The sequence below is a fragment of the Streptomyces sp. NPDC052910 genome (assembly GCF_055585605.1).
Genome location: NZ_JBVJJR010000002.1, coordinates 713,110 through 736,058, shown reverse-complemented (window position 1 = coordinate 736,058; position 22,949 = coordinate 713,110). Strand labels below are relative to the sequence as shown.

General features: G+C 73.4%; 19 protein-coding genes and 2 pseudogenes. 8 read left to right on the top strand and 13 right to left on the bottom strand.

The genetic code is table 11. From position 1 onward, the window contains the following. Positions 1 to 65: 65 nt before the first annotated feature. From ACZ6X9_RS08920 to ACZ6X9_RS08905, 4 genes are read right to left on the bottom strand one after another with little or no spacing between them, the layout of a single operon-like run. Positions 66 to 812, bottom strand: a complete 747-nt coding sequence (locus ACZ6X9_RS08920) for an ABC transporter permease (RefSeq protein WP_469777250.1) — start codon at positions 810 to 812, stop codon at positions 66 to 68. Then, complete coding sequence (locus ACZ6X9_RS08915; protein ID WP_469777249.1) at positions 809 to 3,499, bottom strand: ATP-binding cassette domain-containing protein; 2,691 nt, start codon at positions 3,497 to 3,499, stop codon at positions 809 to 811. Before ACZ6X9_RS08915 ends, ACZ6X9_RS08920 begins: the two co-directional genes overlap by 4 nt. Further along, complete coding sequence (locus ACZ6X9_RS08910) at positions 3,489 to 4,391, bottom strand: glycosyltransferase family protein (protein ID WP_469777248.1); 903 nt, start codon at positions 4,389 to 4,391, stop codon at positions 3,489 to 3,491. The genes ACZ6X9_RS08915 and ACZ6X9_RS08910 overlap by 11 nt, the downstream gene beginning before the upstream one ends. Further along, on the bottom strand, positions 4,388 to 5,185 hold the full coding sequence (locus tag ACZ6X9_RS08905; RefSeq protein WP_469777661.1) for a PIG-L deacetylase family protein: 798 nt from the start codon (positions 5,183 to 5,185) through the stop codon (positions 4,388 to 4,390). Before ACZ6X9_RS08905 ends, ACZ6X9_RS08910 begins: the two co-directional genes overlap by 4 nt. 502 nt (positions 5,186 to 5,687) lie before the next feature. Between ACZ6X9_RS08905 and ACZ6X9_RS08900 the strand changes: the two genes are divergently transcribed. From ACZ6X9_RS08900 to ACZ6X9_RS08890, 3 genes are all read left to right on the top strand, one after another. Next, the gene (locus ACZ6X9_RS08900) at positions 5,688 to 8,675 is read left to right on the top strand and encodes a CHAT domain-containing protein (protein ID WP_469777247.1); all 2,988 of its coding nucleotides are present in this window, start codon (positions 5,688 to 5,690) and stop codon (positions 8,673 to 8,675) included. 207 nt (positions 8,676 to 8,882) lie between these two features. Beyond that, on the top strand, positions 8,883 to 9,296 hold the full coding sequence (locus ACZ6X9_RS08895; protein WP_469777246.1) for a hypothetical protein: 414 nt from the start codon (positions 8,883 to 8,885) through the stop codon (positions 9,294 to 9,296). Further along, positions 9,289 to 10,896, top strand: a complete 1,608-nt coding sequence (locus tag ACZ6X9_RS08890) for a CATRA conflict system CASPASE/TPR repeat-associated protein (protein ID WP_469777245.1) — start codon at positions 9,289 to 9,291, stop codon at positions 10,894 to 10,896. The genes ACZ6X9_RS08895 and ACZ6X9_RS08890 overlap by 8 nt, the downstream gene beginning before the upstream one ends. Before the next feature lie 337 nt (positions 10,897 to 11,233). On the opposite strand, the gene ACZ6X9_RS08885 is transcribed toward ACZ6X9_RS08890, so the two are convergent. After that, positions 11,234 to 11,494 carry a hypothetical protein gene (locus tag ACZ6X9_RS08885; RefSeq protein ID WP_469777244.1) on the bottom strand — a complete coding sequence of 87 codons (261 nt, stop codon included), beginning with the start codon at positions 11,492 to 11,494 and terminating at the stop codon, positions 11,234 to 11,236. A 246-nt stretch (positions 11,495 to 11,740) separates the two neighbouring features. Here ACZ6X9_RS08885 and ACZ6X9_RS08880 point away from each other — a divergent pair, with 246 nt between their 5' ends. After that, on the top strand, positions 11,741 to 12,979 hold the full coding sequence (locus ACZ6X9_RS08880) for a hypothetical protein (protein WP_469777243.1): 1,239 nt from the start codon (positions 11,741 to 11,743) through the stop codon (positions 12,977 to 12,979). 388 nt (positions 12,980 to 13,367) lie between these two features. Beyond that, complete coding sequence (locus ACZ6X9_RS08875) at positions 13,368 to 13,529, top strand: hypothetical protein (RefSeq protein ID WP_469777242.1); 162 nt, start codon at positions 13,368 to 13,370, stop codon at positions 13,527 to 13,529. 175 nt (positions 13,530 to 13,704) lie between these two features. Here ACZ6X9_RS08875 and ACZ6X9_RS08870 read toward each other — a convergent pair whose 3' ends face one another. The 3 genes from ACZ6X9_RS08870 to ACZ6X9_RS08860 all read right to left on the bottom strand — a co-directional run bounded on the left by ACZ6X9_RS08870 (position 13,705) and on the right by ACZ6X9_RS08860 (position 16,254). After that, complete coding sequence (locus ACZ6X9_RS08870; protein WP_469777241.1) at positions 13,705 to 14,343, bottom strand: hypothetical protein; 639 nt, start codon at positions 14,341 to 14,343, stop codon at positions 13,705 to 13,707. 5 nt (positions 14,344 to 14,348) lie between these two features. Next, positions 14,349 to 14,792: a hypothetical protein gene (locus ACZ6X9_RS08865; protein WP_469777240.1), complete on the bottom strand. Its 444-nt coding sequence runs from the start codon at positions 14,790 to 14,792 to the stop codon at positions 14,349 to 14,351. Between the two features lie 790 nt (positions 14,793 to 15,582). Then, the gene (locus ACZ6X9_RS08860; RefSeq protein WP_469777239.1) at positions 15,583 to 16,254 is read right to left on the bottom strand and encodes a hypothetical protein; all 672 of its coding nucleotides are present in this window, start codon (positions 16,252 to 16,254) and stop codon (positions 15,583 to 15,585) included. 387 nt (positions 16,255 to 16,641) lie between these two features. On the opposite strand from ACZ6X9_RS08860, the pseudogene ACZ6X9_RS08855 reads away from it, so the two are divergent. Further along, a pseudogene (locus tag ACZ6X9_RS08855) lies at positions 16,642 to 16,867 on the top strand (IS5 family transposase); the annotation flags it as partial. 64 nt (positions 16,868 to 16,931) lie between these two features. Here ACZ6X9_RS08855 and ACZ6X9_RS08850 read toward each other — a convergent pair. Next, positions 16,932 to 17,405 carry a MarR family winged helix-turn-helix transcriptional regulator gene (locus ACZ6X9_RS08850; RefSeq protein WP_469777238.1) on the bottom strand — a complete coding sequence of 158 codons (474 nt, stop codon included), beginning with the start codon at positions 17,403 to 17,405 and terminating at the stop codon, positions 16,932 to 16,934. A gap of 225 nt (positions 17,406 to 17,630) precedes the next feature. Between ACZ6X9_RS08850 and ACZ6X9_RS08845 the strand changes: the two genes are divergently transcribed. Next, a complete protein-coding gene (locus ACZ6X9_RS08845; protein ID WP_469777237.1) occupies positions 17,631 to 18,830 on the top strand; it encodes a flavin-containing monooxygenase in 1,200 nt (399 codons plus the stop codon). 473 nt (positions 18,831 to 19,303) lie between these two features. Here ACZ6X9_RS08845 and ACZ6X9_RS08840 read toward each other — a convergent pair whose 3' ends face one another. The 3 genes and pseudogenes from ACZ6X9_RS08840 to ACZ6X9_RS08830 all read right to left on the bottom strand — a co-directional run bounded on the left by ACZ6X9_RS08840 (position 19,304) and on the right by ACZ6X9_RS08830 (position 20,494). Continuing rightward, on the bottom strand, positions 19,304 to 19,756 hold the full coding sequence (locus ACZ6X9_RS08840) for a cupin domain-containing protein (protein WP_469777236.1): 453 nt from the start codon (positions 19,754 to 19,756) through the stop codon (positions 19,304 to 19,306). 302 nt (positions 19,757 to 20,058) lie between these two features. Then, positions 20,059 to 20,187, bottom strand: a pseudogene (locus ACZ6X9_RS08835) (winged helix-turn-helix transcriptional regulator); the annotation flags it as partial. A gap of 172 nt (positions 20,188 to 20,359) precedes the next feature. Next, on the bottom strand, positions 20,360 to 20,494 hold the full coding sequence (locus ACZ6X9_RS08830; protein WP_469777235.1) for a hypothetical protein: 135 nt from the start codon (positions 20,492 to 20,494) through the stop codon (positions 20,360 to 20,362). A 536-nt stretch (positions 20,495 to 21,030) separates the two neighbouring features. Here ACZ6X9_RS08830 and ACZ6X9_RS08825 point away from each other — a divergent pair. Further along, the gene (locus tag ACZ6X9_RS08825) at positions 21,031 to 21,951 is read left to right on the top strand and encodes an NADP-dependent oxidoreductase (RefSeq protein ID WP_469777234.1); all 921 of its coding nucleotides are present in this window, start codon (positions 21,031 to 21,033) and stop codon (positions 21,949 to 21,951) included. A gap of 120 nt (positions 21,952 to 22,071) precedes the next feature. Here ACZ6X9_RS08825 and ACZ6X9_RS08820 read toward each other — a convergent pair whose 3' ends face one another. Continuing rightward, positions 22,072 to 22,863, bottom strand: a complete 792-nt coding sequence (locus ACZ6X9_RS08820; protein ID WP_469777233.1) for a phytanoyl-CoA dioxygenase family protein — start codon at positions 22,861 to 22,863, stop codon at positions 22,072 to 22,074. Positions 22,864 to 22,949: the final 86 nt, after the last annotated feature.

Genomic DNA, 22,949 nt, shown 5'->3' with positions numbered 1-22,949 from the left:
CGGCGTCCGCGACGCTCCCCGGGGACACGCCGCCCGGGGAGCGTCACCGGGTGCCCGGGCGGGCTTCAGGCGTCGGCGTCCCAGCGGAACGCCCGCAGGGCGATCCCGGTGACGGCGACCGTGAAGAGCGTCAAGGCGAGAACGGGCCGCCACAGGGCGACGAGGTCGCCATGGGGGCTGAGGACGGTGCTGATCGTTCTGTTGAGGTGGGCGAGCGGCAGGAGCCGGGCGGTGTGCTGAAGCCAGAGGGGTGACCGGTCGAGGGCGAAGAAGGTGCCGGAGAGCAGGGCCATGGGCATGACCAGGAAGTTCGCCAGCGCCGAGGCGGCTTCCTCGGTCCTGCAGACCGCACCGACGAGGAGCCCGAGAGCCGAGAAGCTCAGCGCGCCCACCAGGACGGCCGGGACGGCGAGCCACCACCGGGCGCTGGGGCCGGCGCCGAAGGCCGGGAGCGTCGCCACGGCGAGGAACACCCCGGTCTGGGCGAGGGTGACGAGGAGGTTGGTCGCCAGCCGGGCGAACAGGACGGCCGGGACGCCGACCGGGGCGAGCCTGATGCGTCGCAGGAGCCGCCGGTTCCGCCAGGACACGACCGTCACGCCCATGCCGAACACTCCGGTACCGGCCACGGCCCAGCCGAGCATGGGGATCATCCGGGGCAGCGCGCCCTGTGACGTGCCGGAATCCTGGCCGTGCCGGAGCCCGAAGGCGAAGACGAACATCAACGGGAACAGGAAGGTGAACAGCAGGGCGATCCGGTCGCGGACGAAGCCCTTGAGCATGGCCGTCGACAAGGCGCGGAACGCGGTCACGTGAGGGCTCCACCGGTGGTCGCGGCGAGGCGGTGGAACACGTCTTCCAGGGAGGGCGTGGTGACGCCCGCCCGGCCCGGATCCGTGTGGGCGGCCAGTTCCGAGAGCAGCAGGTCCGGCTTGCGGGTGATCAGTACCAGCCCCGAGACGGTGTCGTGGACTTCGTCGGCTCCCGCCAGGCGCTCGGCCTGCGACCTGGTCAGCGCGCCGCCGGGAACCGTCACTCTTGTGCCGCCCCCGTGCTCGGCGACGAGCCGCTCCGGCGTGTCGCAGGCGCGCAGCCTGCCGCCGTCCAGGAAGGCGACGCGGTCGCAGAGCACTTCGGCTTCGTCCAGGTGGTGCGTGGTGTACACGATGGTCGTGCCGCGTGCCTGGACGTCCCGGAGGACCTCCCACAGTCGGCGGCGGGAGCCGGGGTCGAGGGCGGCGGTCGGCTCGTCGAGGAAGAGGATCTCGGGTTCGTGCACCAGGGCGCAGGCGATGGCCAGGCGCTGGCGCTGGCCGCCGGAGAGCCGGCTCTCGGGTACGTCGGCGTGGTCGGCCAGTCCGACGAGGTCCAGCGCGGCGGCGGCCCGCCCGGCCGGCACCCGGTGGAGGGCGGCGAAGGTCCGGAGCTGCTCGCGGGCCGTCAGCCGGTCGAAGAACGCCGAGGTCTGCAGTTGGACGCCCATGCGCGGCAGCAGGCGGGGGTTGCGCGGCCAGGGCGGCTCGCCGAGCACGCTCACCCGGCCGGACCCGGCCGGGCGCAGTCCTTCCAGGATCTCGAGCACGGTGGTCTTGCCCGCGCCGTTGGGGCCGAGCAGTCCGAAGAACTCACCCGCGGCGATGGTGAACGACACCCCCGCGATGACGTCGCGGCCCCCGTAGGCGCGGCGGAGGTCCTCGACCACGACGGCGGGAGCTCCGGCTCGGGGCCGGGGGCGAGGCGACTCGTGCGGCTTGTCGGTGCGCCCGGTGATGTCCCGGGCGGGGGGCCGGGGCGTCGTGGCGCGCGTCCCGTACGCCGCGTACGCCAGGGCGACGGCCGGCCCGCACCCGTAGACCACGGCCGGCACGGCGGCCAGCGCGGCGAGAAGGGGCAGGCCCCGCACGGCCGCCGCCACCGCGAGGGCCACGGCGACCGCGCACAGCACCGTTTCCGCCGTCACCGTCGACAGGGCGGACGTCCACCGCCCGGCCGTTCCGGACTTCGGTGTCCGGTGGAACGACGCCCGGCGACGGTACAGGGCCCCGGCGCATGCACGGGCCATGACCCAGGACTGGGCCCAGTGGACGGCGACCCCCGCCGCCGCTGCCGCCAGGGCGCCGCGCTCGGCGCCGCGGACGGCCAGCAGCAGCCGCACCACCGCGGCCCACACGTACAGCCCGAGCCCGACGGCGGCGACCGTGGCCGTCGCCGGGGTGGGGGCCGGCAGCCCCGCACAGGCCGCGGCCACCGGGACGGTCGCGGCGGCCGGCACCCATTCGGTCAGATACTGCACGGCCAGCCCGCCGTAGGAGAGGCGCTGGGCGAGGGTGAGCCGTCCCGCGGACGGTTTCCCGCCCCACAGCAGGCGGTGGTGCGTCCGCAAGGTGCGGATCATGCCGAAGGCCCACCGGTAGCGCTGCCGGCACAGTCCGGCGAAGTCCACGGGCATCAGCCCGGACCCCAGCACCCGCGGGTCGTACCCGCCGCGCCATCCGGAGGCGAGGAGCCGGAGGGAGAGTTCGGCGTCCTCGGTGACCGAGTCCTCGCCCCACATCCCCGCCTGCTCGACGGCGCCGCGCCGCAGGAGGGCCATGGTGCCCACGCAGATCAGCCCGTTGGCGTCCTGCCGCGCGGGCACGATGGCCGCGTAGTACTGCTCGTACATGTGGAACACCGCCTCGTGCAGTGGCGAGGCGTGCCGGTCGCGGTAGTGCTGGGGGTTCTGCGTGAACGCGACCCGGGGGTCGTCCAGCCTTCGGGCGGCATCGGTCAGGAAGCCCGGTTCGACGTGGTAGTCGGCGTCCACGACGGCGAGGAGTTCCACCCAGTCGGGCAGTCGCCGGATGCCCTCGTTGAGGGCCCCCGCCTTGTGACCGGGCCAGTCGCGCAGCCGGAGGAAGGACACCCGGTCGCCGTGGCGGGCGCAGAACTCCGCCACGGGCCGCCAAGTCGCCTCCTCCGGTGTGTTGTTGTCGATGACCTGGATCGTCCAGCGGCCGGGGTAGTCCTGGGCGAGCAGCCGGCGGACGGTCTCGACGACCAGCTCCGGCGGCTCGTCGTGGGTGGGCACCTGGACACACACCCCCGGCCACGTCGGGGCGCCCGCCCGGCCGGACTTCCCGTCGGAGGGAGAGCCGGCCATGGGTTCCGCGACGCGGGGAGGCCGGCGGCCCAGGGCGAAGACGAGATCGAGGACGGATGCCGTCACCAACACCACCGGGACCACGCCGAGCACCCCGAGCGCCGTGACCGGCCCCGAGCAGAGCCCGGCCACGGCGACGAGACCCGCCTCGGCGACGCACACCACGTACGGCCACAGCCACCAGGGCCGTCCGGCCCGCAGGCCCGGCACCAGGGCCGCGGCGACGCAGGCGGCCATGGCCCAGCCGGCCGGGCCGTCGCCGTTGGCGACCAGCCAGGACACCCACGCCACCGCCGGGGCCAGGCCGAGCGCCCGGGCCGCCCGGTCGCGCCGGCGCCACCGGGGCTCAGCGCGCATCCGCGGGCCATCCCCACAGGTCGAGCCCGGCGAACGCCTCCGGGCCGTGCTCGGCCCACAACCGCTCGCACTCACCGACGTACCAGGTCTCGTGGTCGGGGTCGATCAGCTCCCGCCGGTACCCGTCCCACCAGGCGCCCGGCACCTTCGACCGCTTCATGTCCCGCTCGTCCAGCGCCCGCGAGTACTTCGCGTCGAGTTCCGCCACCGACTGGCGCCCGGGCCAGCGGGCCTGCTCGAACAGCTTGTACGCGCGGTGCTTCCACACCAGCCGTTTCCACGCCGCCCACTGGAGGTGCATCACGCCGCCCGCCCGGTGGGTGAGCACCGGGGTCGGGACCACACCGTCCAGCGCGCCCCTCGGCGCACGGTGGTGGTGCTGGTACCCGTCCCCTCGCTCCGGCGCCCAGTGCAAACCGTCCCGGTCGGCCACCGCCACCGAGACGAACGACCGGCACCACTCTGAGCCGTCGTCACGGAAATGATCCAGATCCCGCCAGACGGGGATCTGCGGCAGGTCCAGCACCTGGCCCGGGGCCAGCGCGGTGATCCACCCCCGCAGACGGGGAAGGAGATTCGCCGTCAGCACCTCGTCGGCGTCCACCAGACCCAGGTGCGTGCCGCCGGCCGCGCGCGCGAGCTCCAGGAGCCGCTGCCGCTGGTGCATCTCGTCCCAACGCGACGTGTCGGGCCAGGTCTCCGTCACGACCCTGCCCGGCCCGGCCTCCGCCGCCACCTCGGACACGATCCGGGACGTGGCGTCCGTGGACGCGTGTTCCAGCACCACGACGGTGTCGCACCACCGCAACGCCCCACGCAACGAACAGCCGAGCACCCAGGACTCGTTGCGCACCAGCATGCATCCGACGACCTTCGCGCGTCCCGCCGTCACGCGTCCGCTCCCTCCGCCAGGACACCGACGCGGTCCGCGCCCGCCTGCCCCCCGACCGGCACCTCGCGGGCGGCGTCGGTGCGCACCCGCCACGCCATCTCGTACCGCAGGAACGACTCCCACCTGACGCCGTCGGCGGGATCGAGGGGCAGCGCGGCCAACTGGGACGCGTAGGCCAGGACCGCGGCCTCCTTCACGGCCCGCTCCCGGGCCGACAGCGCCACGGACTCACCCACCGGGTCCCGCGCCGAGAGTCCCCGCACGGCCAGCTCGTTCTCCAGCCAGTAGTCCGGATCGAGGCAGGGCCTCGGCCCCTGGCCGCTCACCCAGGACGGCCAGCCGGCGAACAGCGCGTACGGCAGCTCCGCGTAGCACACGACGGCCGGCGGCACGACCGTCGACTCGACGGCGGTGAAGACCGCGTCCCGTACCGCCACATGGTCGGGATGGCCGCCGATCCCCGCCGGCACCCACACCTCGGACGCCGACCGCGCGAACTCCGCCAGCCGGGCCGCCAGGCCGGCCGGATCCGGCGGGGCGTCGCGATACTGGCCGTCCAGCTCGTCCAGCCGCCGGAAGGGCACGCCCAGCGTCCTCATCGCCGCGTCGTCCTCGGCCACCCGTTCCGCATGCCGACGCGCCGAGGACCGCGCCCGGGTCAGCCGGTCCCAGTGCGTCAGCGTCACGTGCGCGGGCGGCGCGCCCGCGAAGACCGTCACCACCTCGGAACCCGGCCGCATCAGCCGCACGGCAGCGGACAGCACGGCGTCGTCCATGTGGGGAGAGAACACCACGGTCGTCAATCGGCCCACCTCCGCCGGGGATTACAGCACGGGCGTGACGGATGCTCCGCGTCACGGATCCGGCGCGAGGGCCGCCCCTCCGCACGTCCTGAGGTGCCGTCGCGCTGCGTCGGCACGGGACCGAGGCGAGGTCGGCGCAACGTCTCCGCCGCCATGAACCTTCACTCGATCGAGGGCGTCCGGTCGGCCGTTTCCGCCCGGCCGGACTCAGCCGGTGCGGCCGGACCCGACCGGTGCGGCCGGACTCGACCGGTGCGGCGGGGGAAGACGGGTGACTCACCGCGCCGCGACGGCCGGAGCGGCTCACTCGGCGGCCGACGGGGGCGTGTGGTACGGGTGGCGTGCGCGGGTGGCGCGCCTCGAACGCTCCTACAACGGAGGGGGATCGGCTGCCTAGCATGTCTATTCGGGGGTCCCCTCCTACGGGTGGACGCGCCTCGCGGCACGCCGGCCCCGCCACCCGGGGCGCCGGGCCGGGAGACAGGAGCGCACGATGACCGACACGGGCGTGGTGAGGGCGGTCGAGCGCCGGCTCCGGGAGGCCCTCGCCGGCGAGGACGCCGCCACCCTCGACACCCCGGAAGCGCTGGCCGAGGCGGCCGGGCTCGCCGAGGCCGTGCTGACCGCGCACCCGCCCACCGGCGCCGGCCCGCCGCTCGAAGAGCTGCGCCCGCTGCGCCTGCTGGGCCTGTTTCACTGGTTCCGCTACCTCGGCCGGGACGAGGACGACCTCCGGCACCTCGACCGGGTGACCGCCGCCCGCTGCTTCGCCGCCCTCGGCGACCGGGCGCCGGACGGCGTCCCCGCGGAAGCCCTGCCGGACGTCGACTTCATCCGGGCGGCGGCCGGTCCGCACCCGCCCGCCGCCGACGGCACGACGGCCGCGATCCGCGCCCACCTGGAGACGCTCTTCGACGAACTGCGGCACCACCGCGACCGGATGGTCCTCGAAGGCTTCCTGCGCACCTTCTGTGCCCTCGTCGACCACCCCGCGTCCCGCCGCGCCGCCGACCACGACGACCTCCTGGACGACCTGGGCCGGGCCGTCCTGCTCGCCGCCGAACTCAACCCCGAGGGACGGCGGCAACTCGGCGTCGACATCGTCCGCGAACGCCTCCTGCGGGGCGACGACGACCCGTCGCGGCACACCCGCTACCGCCTGGTCCTCGCCCGGGCCCTCCAGGCCCGCTTCGTCCGCACCGGGGACTCCAGCCTCCTCGACACCGCCCTCCACGAGGCACGCCTGGCCGTCGAACGGCCGGCCCCGGCGGGAGACGTCAGACTGCGGCACGCCGCCGTGACGACCCTCGGCACGGTCCTGCGCCACCGGTACGAACGCTCCGGCTCGGTCGACGACCTGACCGAGGCCGTCGACTGCTTCGGCCTCGCCGTGCACATCGCCGTGGGCACCCCGCTGTACGGGGCGGCCCTGGCCAACTACTCCGACGCGCTGCGACTCCGCCACCCGGGCTCGGCACCCCGGCTCTCGCAGGCCGTGGACGCCGCCCGCGCCGCCCTCGCCACCGCCGCGCCCGGGGGCCGCGCCTGGCTCCGCTTCGCCTCCGTCCTCACCAACGCGCTCCGGATGCGGTTCGACGCGGCCGGCCGGCCGGCGGACCTCGACGAGGCCATAGAGCTGGGCCGGGCCTGCGTCCGGCTCAGCCGCCCGGACACCCCCGAGGGCGCGGTCTTCCGCACCAACCTCGTCAACTCGCTCCAGTACAGGGTGGCGGGGGACCCCGGCGGCCCTCCGGAGGCGGAGCCGCTCCGGCACGAGGCCGCCGGCCTGCTGAGGGAAGTGGTCACCTCCGCCGGGAGCCAGGCCCCGGTCCGGCTGGCCGCCGCCCGGGCATGGGGCCGGCTCGCCGCCGAGGTCCACGACCGGCCCGGCGCCGAGCGGGCGTACCGCGAGGCCCTGGCGATCCGCGGGGCGATGAGCCAGACACACCTGGAACCGGCCGACCGGGAGCGCGCGCTCACCCTCTTCGAGGACCTGGTGACCGACGCCGCCGCCGCGGCGCTGGAGGTGGGCGACCCGGCGGCGGCCGTGAGACGGCTGGAGGACGGGCGCGGCATCCTCCTCTCCCAGATGGCCGACGAGTGGGACCTCGAAGCGCTCGCCGGACACGACCCCGGCCTGGCGCACGAGGTCCGCGCCCTGGACCGCCGCCGCCACGAGACCGGCCCGCACCCGGGCGATCCCGACGACGATCCGGCCTACGCGGACACGCTGGGCCGGATCCGCCGCCTCCCCGGCTTCGAGCGCTTCCGGCGCCCCGCCCCCGCCGACCACCCGGCGGACGCGGGACCCGACCCCGTGGTACTGATCAACGTCAGCGTCCACCGTTCCGACGCCCTCGTCATCCGCGCCGGCGAGCCGGGCGGCGCCGGGGCCTTCCTCGGCCCGGACCGCGAGGGCGGCCGTGTCGAAGTCGTCCCGCTGCCCGGAGCCACACCGGCCGCGGTCGACGAGCAAGTGGCCCGCTGGTGGGACGAGTCCGGAGCCGGCCGGGACGGCCGGCTCCGGAGCGTACAGACCTGGCTCTGGCGGTACGTCGTCGGACCCGTGCTCGACCACCTCGGGTACGGGCGGCCGGTCAGCCCCGACACCGCCCGCTGGCCCCGGGTCCAGTGGTGCCCCACCGGCCGCCTCGCCCTGCTGCCCCTGCACGCGGCCCTCGACCCCGGCTCCGCCTCTGGGGCGTGCGCCGTCGACCGCGTCGTCTCCTCCTACACACCCACCCTGCGGATGCTGCGCCAGGCCGGCCGGCGCGCCGCCGAAAGCGCCCGCACCGAGGGTCGGTTGCTCACCGTCGCCATGGCACGGACGCCGGGGCAGAGCCGCCTGCACGACACGGTGGCGGCGGCGGGCCGGATCGCCGCCGCGTACGACGGCGAGACGCTGGTCGACGCCGGCGCCCGCGCGGCCGACGTGGAACGGGAGCTCGCCCGCCACGCGTGGGCCGTCCTGTGCGCGCACACCGAGGAGAACCCCGACGACCCCAGCGCCTCCGGGCTGCTGCTCCACGACGAACCGCTGCGCGTGGCCCGGATCAGGGCGCGGCGCTTCGGCAGCGGCCGGTTCGCCTGCCTGCTGCTCACCTGCCACGGCGGTTACGCGGGGAACAGGTACACCAACGAAGCGGCCCACTTGGGCGCGGCCTTCCAAGTGGCCGGTTATCCCCACGTGATCAGTTCGCTGATGCCGGCCTTCGACAACGCCGCCGCGAAAATCGCCCTGCACTTCTTCGACCTGGACCCGGCCGCACGGACCGAGACGACCGCCGGTGGGCACCGGAACGGGACGCCGCCCGTTCGCCGGCCCCCGGCGGCGGGCCCGGCGCGGCGCCGGATCGACCCCGCCCTCGCTCTGCACGACGCGGTGCGGAGCGTCCGGCGGAGCGCCCCGCGCAACCCGTTGATCTGGGCGCCCTACCTGCACTTCGGGCCCAGCCGGTCCGCCGCCGTCATCACCGCTTGAACAGCCGTACTGCGTGAACAGCCGCACTGCATGAACAGCCGTACTAGTTGAGAACCGTACCGACCGAGCGGCCTTACCGCGCGGAGGCACTGCTTGGAGGGCGGCACCGCTGGGGAGGCAGCACCGCTGGGGAGGCAGCACCGTCCGCGAGGGCGCATACCGCGTACGCCACCGCCTGTCGAGCGACACCGAGTGGAGGGAGTCACCGTGGGAGACCCGGACCCGGCCGAGGAGTGGGAGTACCTGCGCTCCGAGATCGTGGCCTACCTGTACCCGCCGGACCGCTGGGCGGCGGCGTCACCGGACACGTGGGCCCGGGCGGACGCCCAACTCGACCTGCTGGCCAACGCCTTCGCGCGGAGCGAACTGGAGCGGGCGCAGGACGCCTACGGGCACCTCCAGGAGATACTCTCCACGCGCATGGCCAAGGCGGCCCGGCCTCCCGATCCGGACGACCTGGTCGAACTGCCGGAGTCGACCCTCCTCCGGATGAACACCTTCATCAGGGACGTGGCGCCGTACCCGCCGGAGCCGGCCGGTCCGCCGGAGCCCGCCGACCCACCGCGGCCCGCCGATCCGCCCCGCCCGCCGGACCGCTCCGGCACGGGTTCCGGTGGCTGAGCCGGTCCTGCGCGGCCGGGCGCTCCTGGTCCTGGCCGCCGCCGCGCCGGAGGAGCCGCAGGCGGTCGCGGCGTTGCGGACGCTGTGGGAGCACTGCGGGGAGTTCGCCATGGACGTCCCTCCCGCCGGCTGGAACCTGGAGGCCGGCTTCCCGACCGGCCGGCAGCTCCGCGACGAACTCGCCCGCACCCGGGCCGGCGGGCCGCGGGTGATCCGTGCCCGCGAGCGGCCGAGGCCGGGGCCGGACGGCGGATCCTCCGTCCATCAGGCGTTCCTCTTCATCGAGCACGACGTCCTGGGGATGACCGTCATGCTGGCGCCGGGAGAGACCCCCGAGGCGGGGGAGACCGCCGACTGGGCGGAGCTGGACCGCCGCTGGTCCGCCCGGCGCACCACCCTGCCCACCGGTCGGCTCCTGTTCCACCACCGCGTCTACACCGCGCTGGCCGGGCCGCCCGGAGACCCGGGCGATCCCGGGGACCCCGACGTCCTGGCGACCGACGCGGGCGCGGCGGCCGCCGCCGACCGCCTCGCCCGGGACGTCCCCGGCGTACGGCCGGGTGCCTGGCAACAGCAGTGGCAGCGCACGGCCGAGGGCGCGCTGATCTGGCACCTCGGCACCGTCGGCGGACCGGCGTCCCCGGAGCGCCGCGTCGCCGCGCTCGTCGCCGCGGAGGGGGAGGACCGGCTGGACGCGTGGCTGTGGCAGCCCCGAGGACCGTACGCGGTCGCGCCGTTCGTCCGGTACACCGTGCACGTCGGCAAGATGCACCGCCAACTGGCGGCCTACCGCACGTCCCGCGACTTCGGCGCCCTGCACCGTGAACTGACCGACCGCGCCGACCGGCTGGCCCGGCTGCACAGGGACTTCACCGCCCGGGAATCCCCGGCGCTGTTCGACGAGTTGCTGCGGGCGCAGGGCCTGGTGAAGGACCTCCAGGTCGGCACGGCCGGGCTCGTCCGCACCCTGACCCTGCGGCGGTCGGCGCTGCGCACCGTGGAGATCGCGCTGTACAACATGGAGGACGCCGTCCCCTTACGCCCCTCGGAGGTCCGGCCGCACTCCCTCTTCGACACCGACCGCCGGGAGGGCGCGCGGTTCCGGCACGTCGTGGAGGACGACACGTGCTACCTCGGTGACCTGAGGGAGCAGGTGAGCGAGCTCGTCCGGATCACCGACACGACAGTGGCCGTCCAACTGGCCCGTCGCGAGCAGCGCATGACTCTGCTCCAGACCGCCTTCCTCGGTGCCGTGCTCACGGGGCTGACGGCCGTCCAGGCCCTCGGCTACCACGTACCGGCGCCGGGATATCTGCACGGCGCGGTGGTGACCGTTCTCGCGGTGCTGGCCTTCGCCCTTCCCCTGGCCGCCCACCGCAAGGCGACGGGCCGCGCGGCGGCCTCCGCTGGGCCGCTCACCCGGGTCGACACGGCCGTCTTCGCGGGCGCGGGCGCGGCGGGCGGCTGGCTGCTGACGGCGGTGGTGTCCTGGCGTCTGTGGTCGTCGGCGGCGGAGTGGTGGTGGTCGGTCATGGGCGCGGCGGGGGGAGCGCTGGTGGTGGGGGCGGGCGGATGGTGGCGGCGGCGGAGGGCCGGGTAGGGGGGCGTAGGGGGGCGCGTCGGGGGACCGGTGAGGGCGGGGGGCGCGCGGCGGCCCGGGGCGCGACCGAGGACGCGGCGAGGGAGGTGGCGAGGGGAGCCGCTTGGCGGCCGCCGGGCCCGTCCTCCCCGGGCGGCCTACCAATCCGCCCGCGGCGCACCGGGCGGTCGGCTGTCGGGCGGCACGCGACGTACCCGACGGCCCTACCGGGCGGCGTGCCCGGGCGGCCGGCGATGCCGCCGCCGGGCGCGGCCCAGGGCGGCGCTCAGCACAGACGCGGTCGGTGGCTGACAGCCCGCACGCCACTCTGTCACCCGAAGAGCTGGTGCTGCCGCGATCACCCGTCCAGCCCCAGGCAACGGCAGGCACGGCGGGCAGTGGACAGAGCGCGGTCCATCTCGGCCTGAGCGGGCCAGCCGTCCTCCGGGTGGGCGCAGCGGTTGCGTACCAGCCGCAGGTGTTCGAGATCGTGAAGGGCGAGGTCCGTGTGCCGGGCGAGATACGTGACGCACCGCTGCGGGCGGGCCCGGCGCTGCAGTACCCCCCAGGCGTACAGGAGTTCATGAAGTCCCTGGGGCGAGTGAAACGTGAGGGTCACGGCAGCTCCGGACACAGCGAGGCCGAGGCGCGAACGGTGCCTGGCCGGTCGGGTGGGATGCCTTGATTGCAAGGCCCGGCGCCGTCATTCGCCACTATTCCGTAGAAAGTTGGAGCACTTTGGATGGCGTTGAAGAGGACTGGAGCCCGTTGGACGGATGCCGCCACCTGTCCGGGCGGCCCGGTCTAGGCTGCGCTCCACCGACCGCCCGGGGAAAGGGCGGAGGAGTGCGGGAGGGGTACGGACGTGGTCGATAGCGAGGACGCGGCGGCGCAGGAGGGCGCGGTGCAGGAGCTCGCGCGGTACATGCGCGAGCTGTGGGTGAGGAACGGATCGCCCAGCTACGAGGACATCGTCAAGCGGGTCTGTAAGAACGACCCGTCCGCGTCGCTGTCCAAGAGCACCTTGACGCACGTCTTCAACGGCCGCGGCTTGCCACACCGCAGGAACATCGAGGCCGTCGCCCGGGCGCTCGGCGACCAGGCGGCCGCGACCGAAGCACTGCGGATGTGGGACACGGCGCGCAGGCAGCGCAACGAAGCCGCGGCCGCCGGCCGCACGGTGAAAACGGCGAGAACAGCGAGAGCGGAGACAGAGGGGGCCCCGAACGACGCCGCGCCGGCCGGGGGTCCCGGCACCGGCCGGCGTCGGCTCGTGCCCAGGAAGGTGACCACCGTCGCCGCGGTCGTATTGCTTGCCGCGGGCGCCGGCATCTGGTGGATGACCGATCACCAGGCCCCGGCAAAGGCCGCCGACGGCCGTACCGGTGCCTCGGCGGCGTCCGCCGCCGGGCACGGACGACCCGCTCCCCTGTCGTCGGCAGCCGGCGCGTCGCCGGACGGACCGGTCTGGACGGGCAAGTCGCCCCTGGCCGTGCGCGCCGCATGGTCCGACGACGTGTGCGGCCCGACCATCTGGTACGACGGCCCGGCGGAGCGGTACTTCACCGCGTGGAAGAACCACACGAAGGACGCGACGGCGAAGGAGTTCGTCAGTGACCAGTACAGTCCGCCGGTGGCCATGACGGTGCAGGGCCGCACCGAGGAGTCGGTGATTCTCACGGGCGTGGAGGTCACGGTTGTACGCAGCGCTCCTGCGCCGACCCGAGGCGTCGTCATCAACACCGCGTACGGCTGCGGTGGGGAGCAGCCCCAGCGGCCGTTCACCGCGGACTTCGCTCGCCGGCCGGTGAAGGTGACCGCCGACGCCGGCCAGGACAACGACGGCAAAGCGATCCCGCCGGTGCGCTTCCCCTTCAAGGTCAGCCTCACCGACCCCGAGGACTTCGTCATCCACGCGAAGAACACCACCGGCGACTGCGCGTTCGCGATCACCCTGCACTGGGTCGCCGACGGCAAGGCCGGCACCACGACCCTGGACAACGGCGGCAAAGGCTTCCGTCTCATCAAGACCACGTCACTGCCGGCCTACCGGTTCAACGGGGACATGGAACGGCCCGGCCTCGTACGCGTCCCGTCGATCTGACGAAGTCCCGCCGAGCTTCGCCCTGTCACCCGCGATCGGCGCAAGCGGCCGGGCCTTCCACGCCTCGGTCCAGATGCGGCCGCATCCCAGGTCGGCCAGGTGCGCGAAGACGGTCCCCACCCCTGATGCACGGCCCTGAAGGCCACACTGACCCCTGCTGGCCGGCAAGGGGGCCAGTGTGACAGGTCGCCCTGACCTCCCATCAGGTTGACATCGAGCTGGGCTCAAGGGGTACGACAAGGGCCCCGCCGATGCGAGGCCGCTTCCCAGGGCGCGGTCGCGGGTCGGGTCGCTCACCCTCGCAGTCTGCCGCGCCGCCCGTCCGACGGCCGCGCCCTGGGTGCTGTGCGGCCGTCAGACGCCGTGCGAGCCCGGCTCAGAAGAACCGGTGGATGCCGCCGTGAAGGTCTTCGTCGAAGATGGCGGCCCCGTCGCCGGCGCGCTCACCGCCGATCACGACGCTGCCGGTGATCTGGTCGCCGGTGCCAAGGTGAACGGCATGAGCAGGCCGCGAAGTACGCGGTGTACGGCAGGGCGTCGGTTGCCGTGACCCTCGGCGCGGAGCTGAGCGACGGGGTGTGGGAACTGTAGGCCGCACCCCATCGCTGAGGGCGGCTCTACCGCCGGCCATGGGCCGAACCGGCGGAGCCCTGCCCGTCGGCCGGGCCTCGCCGGATAGATGGTTGAGCCCGGCCGGCGTGGCCGGCCTCCGGCCTCGGGACCTGTCACCAGTGGGTCAGGTCCACGGCGCGGGAACAGTGCGGATCGGAGTCGTCCGCTGTCCACCGTTCCTCTTCGGTGATCAGGGAGGGCAGGGCCGCGGTCAAGGCAGTGATGGCACCGGACAGACACACATCGGCGGCCACCACACCGGGGGTCTCCGTCGTGTCGAGGTAGAGACGGAACCGGTCCTGCCCCGTGAAGAGGAAGCCGCGTAGACGTGTGCTCGACTGCTCCTTTGCGAAAGGGCAAGCGATGGTGCGAAGAATCCTCAACGCATTGTCGTCCGGGGTGTCGGCGACTGGTTCCACGTCAGTCTGCTCCACGCGGACGAGCATCATGCCCATCACCGTGCTGACACGATCGCTGGAGTGGAACCGGGTACCTGTGAGCACGGAGCGCAGGATTCCGATGATGTCGTAAGCGGTCAGCAGCCCATCGTCCGCCCGCAAGGGGATCTCGTAAGCGATCAGCTCGTCCGGTACGCAGGTGTGCTCACCTCCTGTGACGATGCGGATGGCCTCGGCCGACGGTGGTACGGGGAGGATGCCTCGGATGAACTGAGCACCGGCAAGAGGGGCGTGGATGTGGTGGAGCAGCAGGCGGGTGACGTCCGCCTGCTGGTCTGCGATCTCTTCATGCATAGTGGTCACTCGTTGAGCCGGTTGGGGCACTTGTTCATGCCCTTGCAGTAGGCGGTAATGACGCCGATCTTCTGTCCGGCGCCTGCATCGTAGCGGCCGTCGGCGGTCTTGCGGGGGTACTGGACGATGACGATGATCCTGACGTGGCGGCCTCCGTTGATGGCGTCACCCCAGTATTCGAGCCGGTCGCCGTTCTTCTTGTCGACCTTGCCGGATATGGCGGCGTTGACGGCCCTACACGTCTTGATTTTGTGCGGTCCGGAGAAGTGGTTCCAGCCGAGTTCGGAGTTGCCGAACCGTGTAGGTACCTTCCTGCCGTCCGGGTCGGTCTGCCGGCACTTGACTCGCGTGTTCCAGGAGGGCCCTGCGTGCGCGGGTGCCGCGATGGTGGCGAAGAGGGCGGTCGCCGCGATGGTGGCGAAGAGGGCGGTCGCCGCGATGGTTGTCACCGATAACGCTGCGATCTTCTTCGTTACTCGACCATGACGCCTTCCCTCATGGGGAGTCGAGCAGGTTTCGCGACAGGGGGCGGCGGTGGGGAAGGAGTGGCTTGGGCTTAGGGAGGGGCACACGCTCGCGTCAGTGGTGATCTGCGGATTCGCGCTGCTCCAGCGACCGCGCGAGAAGGACTTCGGATCGCCTGAACGACCCCTGAAACCGTGGCAGTTTCCGAGCCCAAGGCTGTGTTCCATGTGGTGAGGCGGATCGCGTCCGTCACGGCGGGCCGGTGCCGGAGAGGGCGGCCACCGTGGCGGCGAGCGGCCTGCCGCGCGGCGCGGAGCGCGACACGGGCGAGATCCACGCCTTACGACCGTGAGTTGGGGGCCATCAGGCCACATCCCCGGCGGAGTCTGGATTCGGTGGCGGGCGCACACGCTGCGGGTCGGCAGCGTCTGTCGGCCGCACGGCCCGCCGCGGCGGGCCCGGCCCGGGCAGAGCAGCGGTTGTTGCTCGCGGAAGGGACACGCCTGGCCGGAGTCGGAGTCGAGGAGCGTGCCGTCGTCGCACCGTACTTCGCCGCACTGCCAACGCTGCGGCAGGCCCCGGCCGATCAGCCATCCCATCGGGTTCCGGATCGGCCTGCCGAGGCGCATCTGCTCCTCCAGGCGGCGGGCGAGCCGGTCCGCGAGGACCTGCGCGCGTCCGACGGACTGGTGAAGCCGCGCAGCCGGGCCGGCTCCCGACGGACCGCCGTCTCCACCAGGCGGCGGGTGGGACGGTTGCGGGACGGCCGGAGTGTCAGCAGGCCTCGTGGGTCAGTGCGTCGCGGACTTCGGCGATCCGCACCTCGAGGTCGCGGTAGAGGTCGGTGACCTTGCGGCCCTCCACGTCCACGAGGCCGGCGTCCAGGTCGCGCAGCCGGTCCTCGGCGGCGTGCAACCGGGCCTCCAGGGTGAACCGGCCCGTCGCGCCGCCGGGCCGGGCGAGTTCGGCGCGGGCGGCGGCGAGGGAGGCGTGGATGCGCTCGCGGATCGGAGCGATCTTCCCGGGCAGGGCCACCAGATTGTCCCGCAGGTCGACGAACGCGTCGTGCGTGGCCGTGAGGGAGTCGAGCAGTCCCTCGGCGTCCTCGGCGAGCCCGTGGAACTGCGCGGCCGCTTCGTCGAGCGCCAAGGCGTCCTCGGTTTCGGGGTGACGCCAGAGGTCGCGCGCCTCCTCGTAGTGGATCCGCGCCTCCCGCCAGGGTTCCAGCGCCTGCTGGGCCGACGCGAGATGGGCCTGCAAGGCCTTCACCGGTACACCGTCACCGCGACCGAGCAGCAAGTGGATCTCCGCCAGGGTCCCCTCGAAGCGCGCGAGCTCGCGGTCGAGCCGTGCGTACGTCTGCCCCGCCCGCTCCATCGCGTCCATCAGCTCCGCGAGGGCCGCCGCCTCGAGCCGACCGTACGCCTTGCGCCGCCGCCCCCACATGACCGTCTCCCTTTCGACCCGACAGGACATCAAAATCCCATGAACAGCGCTCTTGTGTTCGACTACTGCAAGAGCGTACGGCGTCGGGCGAGATCACCTGCACCGGCGGCGCCGAGTCCCGGTACTCCCAGCGGGCCGACCGCTCGAGGCCGTCCGGAAAGGCCGCCGCCGCGCTGGCGATGGCGTCCCCTTTCCGGCTGCGGTCCTGCCCGGCCGTGGCGCCGGCCCGGGCCGACAGCACGGGCACGTCGCTGGTCCTGCGGTCGGCAATCGCCTGCCGCAGCTCGCCGAACAGGGAACACCGCCGTTCAGCGAGACGCTCCAAGTGCTGCGACAGCCACGCCCGGGACTCTTCCAAGGCGGCCGCCGCGGCCTGGTCGCGTTCTATCCCTGGGCATCTACATGGAGGTCACCGCCCGCAAGCCCGGGATCAGGGGATTCACTCCGATCCCGAAACGGCGGGCAGTCGAGCGGCCCTACGGCCGGCTCATGCTCCGCCGCCGCCTGGCCCGCGACTGCGAAACCTGCCGCCACCCGCTCCGAAGCGGTGATCCACCTCGCCATGACCGACCTCATGGCTCGCCGCCTCACCGGCGGGAACACCCTCTCCTGACACCGCCCGAAGAAGGCTGCTCAACAGTCCATCTCGGGACGAGACATGCGGCGACAACGACCTCTCAGGCGAGGTTGTCCGCGACGCGGCGGAGCACGGAGACCGCCACCTCGTACTCCTCCTCCGGGATGTCCCCGACGAGCTCCGCGCGCACTCGCGCCATGTGGTCCTTCGCCGTCCCGAGGCCCGCGCGGCCCCGGTCCGTGAGGGTCAGGCGGCCGTCCGCGTCACCGATGAGCCAGCCCCGGTGGAGGAGTGCGTCGGCGGCGAGGGTCATCACCTCGGCGCCCATGCCGTACGGCACGTTCACGGCACGGATTTCTTCCCTGCTCAGGCCGTGCTCGGCCCGGACGATGTTGTTGAGTGCCCACCACTGGGGCTGGGTCAGGTCGATGTGCGCCAGGGCGGCCTGCGAGTGCCGCAGGATCGCCTCGGTGGCGTGCCACGCGACGAGGGCGATGGGGGGCTGGCCGGGCGGGGTGGTGCCGGTTCGGGGGATGCTCGTGGTGCTGTTTCGCGAGGTGCCGACGTTCGTCATGATCAAGAAGCTAGGACCTCAAGTGCGGTTGAGGTCAAGGTCGGTATCGGTCGTGGCCCGCCCCGGATCCAGGGATTCGTCGCAACGCGCCGTCCTCCGGTCGGCCTTGTGGTCCTCGGGCCCTGCCGACGTGTGCGAACCGCGTGACCTCGGCGTCGTCCGGCCGTTTTCATGGCGATGGGTCGAGAACCGGATGTATCCGTGCAACGCACATGTGTCGTAACGGTGGTTGGGGCCGGCCCCAGTGGCCTGGCGGTCGCCGCGATGCTGCGCCGTGCCGGGGTTTCCACGGTGGTGCTGGAGCGGGGCGAGCGGGTGGGAAAGAGCTGGGCCGACCACTACGACCATCTCAGGCTGCACACGGTGCGGGGTGCGTCGCGGCTTCCCGGCCTGGGGCTCCCGCGTGAGTACGGCCCCTGGGTCGGCCGGGACGACTTCCTGCGCTACCTGGAGCGCTACCGCGAGCACCACCGGCTTCCGGTGCGCCTGCGGACCACGGTGGAGCGTATCGAGCCGGGCCGCGCCGGGGCGGTGGAGCGGTGGCGGGTGCACACCGGCGACGGCGTGGTCGCGGCACGGGCGGTGGTGGTGGCCACCGGGCGCTGTCACACCCCTCATCTGCCGGACTGGCCCGGCCGGCAGGAGTACCGCGGCCGTCTGCTGCACGCGGCTCACTACCGCGGCCCCACCCTCTACCGTGGCAGCTCGGTGCTCGTGGTGGGCGCCGGGAACAGCGGCACGGAGATCGCGAGCGTACTGGCGGGCGCGGGGGCCGACCGGGTGTGGCTGTCCTTCCGCACTCCTCCGAACATCCTGCCGCGCGACTCCAGCCGCTGGCACCTGCTCGGACGCCTGACGGAGTCCCTGCCCCTGGCCTTGCGGGACCGCTCGGCGCTGTTCACCCAGCGCTGCTCGGTGCCCGATCTGACGCCCTTCGGCATTCCCCGGCCCCGCCAGGGGCCCTTCACCCGCAACGCGGAGGAGGGCAACAACCCGGTGCTCGACCACGGGTTCGTGGAGGCCGTGCGGGCCGGCCGGGTCCTGCCGGTGGCGGCGGTGACCGGCTTCGACAGCGACCGGGTGGTCCTGGCCGACGGCACCCGTTTGCGCCCCGACGTCGTCATCGCCGCCACCGGCTACCGCACGGGCCTCGAACGACTGCTGCCGGACCTGGACGTGCTCGACGCCTCGGGCCGACCCGTCGTCCACGGCGCGAAGACCTCCTCCGCCGCCCCGCACCTGTACTTCGCGGGCTTCACCAATCCTCTCGGCGGCGCCTTGCACCAGGCGCGGGTGGAAGCACGCGCGATCGCCCGGAGCATCGTGGCCGACACCCCACGGGTGCCCGGGCCACGCCGCACGTCCGGTCCGGGCCGGAGCCGACCCGGACCGGACCGGGGACGAGGGACGCCCGAGGCCCGGTGAGCCAAGGCGCGCCACGCCACGTCGCGCCATGTCGCACCACGGCCCGGCACCCCACCGCATCGCAGCGCCGGGGGCGGGCGGCGTACGCCGGGTGGGGAGCCTCGCGGCGAGTGAGAGGCCGAAGGGCGGTCCCGGCGCGGTGGGCTGGGGGTGACACCTTCTTCCGTGCTCGTGACACCGCCGCCGTTACAGCTCGCAGGCGTGACCCGTCCGGAGGCCTGTCCCGGCTGCCGGCCCGTCCTGTCTGCCGGTCAGTGGGACGGAGGAGAGAGAGGACCCCACGCACGCACCCCGCTCGGCGGCCGACGGCGTGCCCGGTGAGCCGTCGGGGGCCGACGATCCCCCCTGCGCCTCGTTCTGGAACCCGCGCACCTTGCTGGAGTGGCATCCCGGAACGGACGTGGGCGCGGTGTTCAACTGCTCGCGGACCTCACCGCGCGGCCGTGCCCGACGGCTTCCGGTCGGGGCCGGGCTCAGGGCTGCCAGGTCTCGGTGGCGTACTTGCTCATCACCTCGGCGATGTCGGCGGGGTCGAGGCCGTCGGGGCCGGGCTTGAGGCGCTGGAGGTCGCGGAAGTACTCGATGTACAGGTCGGGGGTGGAGGTGAACAGGATGCTCGCGTCCTGGTCGGCATCGGGGTTGCCGAAGGTGTGCGGGGTGCCGATGGGGGCGGTGACCAGTTGGCCGGGTCCGACGCGGTGGGTGTCGCGACCGGAGGTGAAGTCGACGGTGCCGGAGAGGACGAAGAAGGTCTCCTCGTGCTCGCGGTGCAGGTGCTGCGGCGGGCCGGAGAAGCCGGGGGCGAGCCAGAGCTCGGCGATCCCGAGGCGCTTGTTCGTGCGGGAGCCGTCCTCCAGGATGCGAACCCGGGTCGATCCCATGTCGAGGAGGTCACCGTCGCTCTCGGTGACGAGGTTGATGGTCATGGCCGAGGACCTCTTTCGTGCGTGGTCTGACCGGATAATGCTCAGTTTGTGCCGGTGGGGGATGGTCGGCGCGATGGGGGCGCGGGTCGTTTGCCACGGGCCGCACGGGCCGCACGGGCCGCACGGGCCGCAGGGGCCGCAGGAGCCGGAGGGCAGGGCACGGACTTCCACGCTAATGGCCCGCGAAGAGTGGTTTCCCTGAGGAAAGTGCTCGGCAGTGGACGTGAAACGGCAGGTCGGAGCGGTGGGAAACGGGGGCCGGCGCGCCCCGCCCCCGCCCACCCCGGTTCAGGCTTGAGCCTTCACCCTTCAGCCCAGGCTTCTTCCTCGGCGCGTGCCGCGTCGTAGGCGCGGCGGGCGGCTTCGACGCCGCCCAGGTGAGCCTCGCCCCAGGCGGTGAGGGCCTGGAAGACGGGGGTGAGGGTGCGCCCGAGATCGGTGAGCGTGTACTCGACGCGTGGGGGGGATGTCGGGGTGGTACGTGCGGGTGATCAGGCCGTCCCGTTCGAGCTGCCGCAGACGGCTGGTGAGGATCTTCGGGGTGATCTCGGGGATCAGGCGTTGCAGGGCGTTGAAACGCAGGGTGCCGTGGTGACCGAGGGTTCACAGGATGGGAGTGGTCCAGCGGCTGAAGATGATGTCGCCGACCGGGCTGACGGGGCAGGCGACCACGGCCTCGCTGGGCCGGCCGGCGGAGTCGCGAGCGGGCCGGGGGCTTGGCTCGGGGTGGCGGGGCATGAGAGTGGCTCCGGGAAGGGTGCAGAGGCGGGGGCGGCCGCCTGTCGCCATGGCGGGCGGGCGGGCGGTGGCCGGGTCGGCGGGCGGTGACGGCGCTTGAGGTCCGCGAGGGTCGGCGGGCCCGACCGTTCGGGAACCCCGTCGGCGTCCTGGCGCTGTCGCGACGCCCGACCGGCGCTTTCCTCTAGGAAACCACTTTCCTGGAGCTAGTAGCGTGGGGAATGCGCTGTGGGCGTCACACCGCGCAGGCCGGTTCAGCCCGTCGACCCGTCGACCCGTCGCCCGTCGATGCGACAGGTGGCGGCGGCTGCATCGGGACCGCGTCTCGCGCGGTGCAGCGCCCGTCGTGTGTCACGTCACGTCACGCCGCGCCCCCCGGGCGCCCGGACGCCGGGCGGGTGAACAGCGCGCCCAGCCCGACCGGACGGGGCCGTCCACCGGGCAGGCACCAAGAGCACCAGCACCAGCACCGGCATCAGCCCCCCGTACCACCCTGCCCGCTCGCCCACCCTGCCCACTCGATGAAGGAGCTCCCCATGCCTCAGGCGATTCGTTTCTCCGACTACGGCGACGCCGACGTCCTGCACCTGACGGACATTCCGCTGCCCGAGCCGGGCCCCGGCCAGGTACGCGTCGCCGTCAGGGCCGTCGGCGTCAACGGCATCGACTGGAAGATCCGCAAGGGTCTCTTCGGCGACGGCCGGCCCCTGGCCTCGCCGCTCGGCACCGGCAGCGAGCTGTCCGGACTCGTCGACGCCGTCGGCGAGGGCGTCACCCGGTGGCGGGCGGGGCAGGCCGTCTTCGGCCGTTCCGCCTTCCGCAGCGCCGCCGCCACCCACGATCTGGCCGACGCCGACGACCTCATCGCCAAACCCGACCGGCTCACCTTCGAGCAGGCCGCCGCCCTGCCCATCGCCGTCGAGACCGCCCACCGCGCGCTGAACGAACTCGGTGTCACCGCCGGGCAGACCCTGCTCGTCCACGCCGCCGCCGGGGGCGTCGGGCTGACCGCCACCCAACTCGCCGTCGCCCGCGGTGTCACAGTCATCGGCACCGCCGGGCCGGGCAACCACCCCTTCCTGCGGCAGATCGGCGCGATTCCCGTCACCTACGGCGAGGGCCTCGTCGACCGTGTCCGTGCCACCGCACCCCAGGGCGTCGACGCCGTCCTCGACGCCTCCGGCCGTGGCGTCCTGCCCGACTCCCTCACCCTCACCGGCACTCCGGACGCCGTCCTGACCATCGCCGACCCCACCGCCGCCGACCACGGCGTCCGCTGCTCCGCCACCCCCGGCCCCCTGGCGCCCGCCTTCGACGAAGCGCTTCCCCTGCTCGACGACGGCCGGCTCCGTATGCCGATCGACAGCGTCTACCCCCTCAGCCGCACCGCCGACGCCCAACGCCACAGCGAAAAAGGCCACCTCCAAGGAAAGATCGTCATCACGGTCGACGGCTGACGAGGATGGGCACGGCCCGGTTCGTCACAGCGGGCGCACGGCCGGGCCCCGGCACCGGGCGGAGTGGCAGATGCCCCTCCGCCTTCCCACGAGGGGGATGCCGTGCCGGCCGGGCCTTTCTCAACGAAGGGCGGTGACCGCGCTGTCCAGCCCGAGGCCCTGACGGATCGCGATCTCCACGGGCGAGTACGCGCCGTCGGCCCGTTCCAGTTCGTACGGCGCGGCCGGCAGCAGCGGCGGCTGGGTCATGAAGCGCGGGCGCACCCCGTGGTGCGGCTGTGCCGAGTGCACCAGGAACGGGTGACAGAGGAAGACGTCGCCCGGGGAGCCGGTGGCGAAGGCGAGCGGCCGGTGGTCGGAGGCCGCCACCACTTCGGGCGCGATGGCCAGCCCACTGGCCCCGTCCTCCCCGTACTTCTCCAGCACCTTCGGCACGTCGAGGTGCGAGCCGACCCGGATCCGGGTCGGGGCGTCCTCCTCGCGCACCTCGCTGAAGAGGAACAGCATCAGCAACGCCCGGCCCCGGGAGCGCAGATTGGTGAAATACCAGCTCTCGCCCTCCGGCATGTAACTGCCCTCGATGTGCCACCCCGCGTCGTCCGGCTCCTCCTCGTGCGGGAAGCGCAGCGGGAACGTGCCCAGTGAGTAGCGCGGCTCCCAGCGTCCCGGGCCGACGAGCAGGTCGTACGCGTGGTGCAGCTCGGGTGAGTTGGGTGCGGCGGCGAAGGGTCCCTGCCCCATGCCGGCCACCCAGTGCACGGGCCGCGTCCACGTCGACGGGTCGTCCGGGTCGCAGCCCGTCTCCCGCCACAGCAACCGCGCGCAGTCCGCGGCCACCCGAGGCGCGACGGCGCCTTCCAACTTCACGAAGCCGTCACTGAGGAAGCGGGATACCAAGGTCTTGTCATCCATGCCCCCATCGTGCGGCGCCCCCGGCCCCGCCCACCCGACATTCCCCGCACCGTCTTTGTCGGGTGCCGCCGGGCTTCCGGGACGCT

Coding starts and splice junctions, on each gene's coding strand:
- ACZ6X9_RS08915 (WP_469777249.1), bottom strand. CDS start 3,499: ATGCGCGCTGAGCCCCGGTGGCGCCGGCGCGACCGGGCGGCCCGGGCG.
- ACZ6X9_RS08900 (WP_469777247.1), top strand. CDS start 5,688: ATGACCGACACGGGCGTGGTGAGGGCGGTCGAGCGCCGGCTCCGGGAG.
- ACZ6X9_RS08870 (WP_469777241.1), bottom strand. CDS start 14,343: ATGCATGAAGAGATCGCAGACCAGCAGGCGGACGTCACCCGCCTGCTG.
- ACZ6X9_RS08860 (WP_469777239.1), bottom strand. CDS start 16,254: ATGTGGGGGCGGCGGCGCAAGGCGTACGGTCGGCTCGAGGCGGCGGCC.
- ACZ6X9_RS08850 (WP_469777238.1), bottom strand. CDS start 17,405: ATGACGAACGTCGGCACCTCGCGAAACAGCACCACGAGCATCCCCCGA.
- ACZ6X9_RS08840 (WP_469777236.1), bottom strand. CDS start 19,756: ATGACCATCAACCTCGTCACCGAGAGCGACGGTGACCTCCTCGACATG.
- ACZ6X9_RS08830 (WP_469777235.1), bottom strand. CDS start 20,494: ATGCCCCGCCACCCCGAGCCAAGCCCCCGGCCCGCTCGCGACTCCGCC.
- ACZ6X9_RS08825 (WP_469777234.1), top strand. CDS start 21,031: ATGCCTCAGGCGATTCGTTTCTCCGACTACGGCGACGCCGACGTCCTG.
- ACZ6X9_RS08820 (WP_469777233.1), bottom strand. CDS start 22,863: ATGGATGACAAGACCTTGGTATCCCGCTTCCTCAGTGACGGCTTCGTG.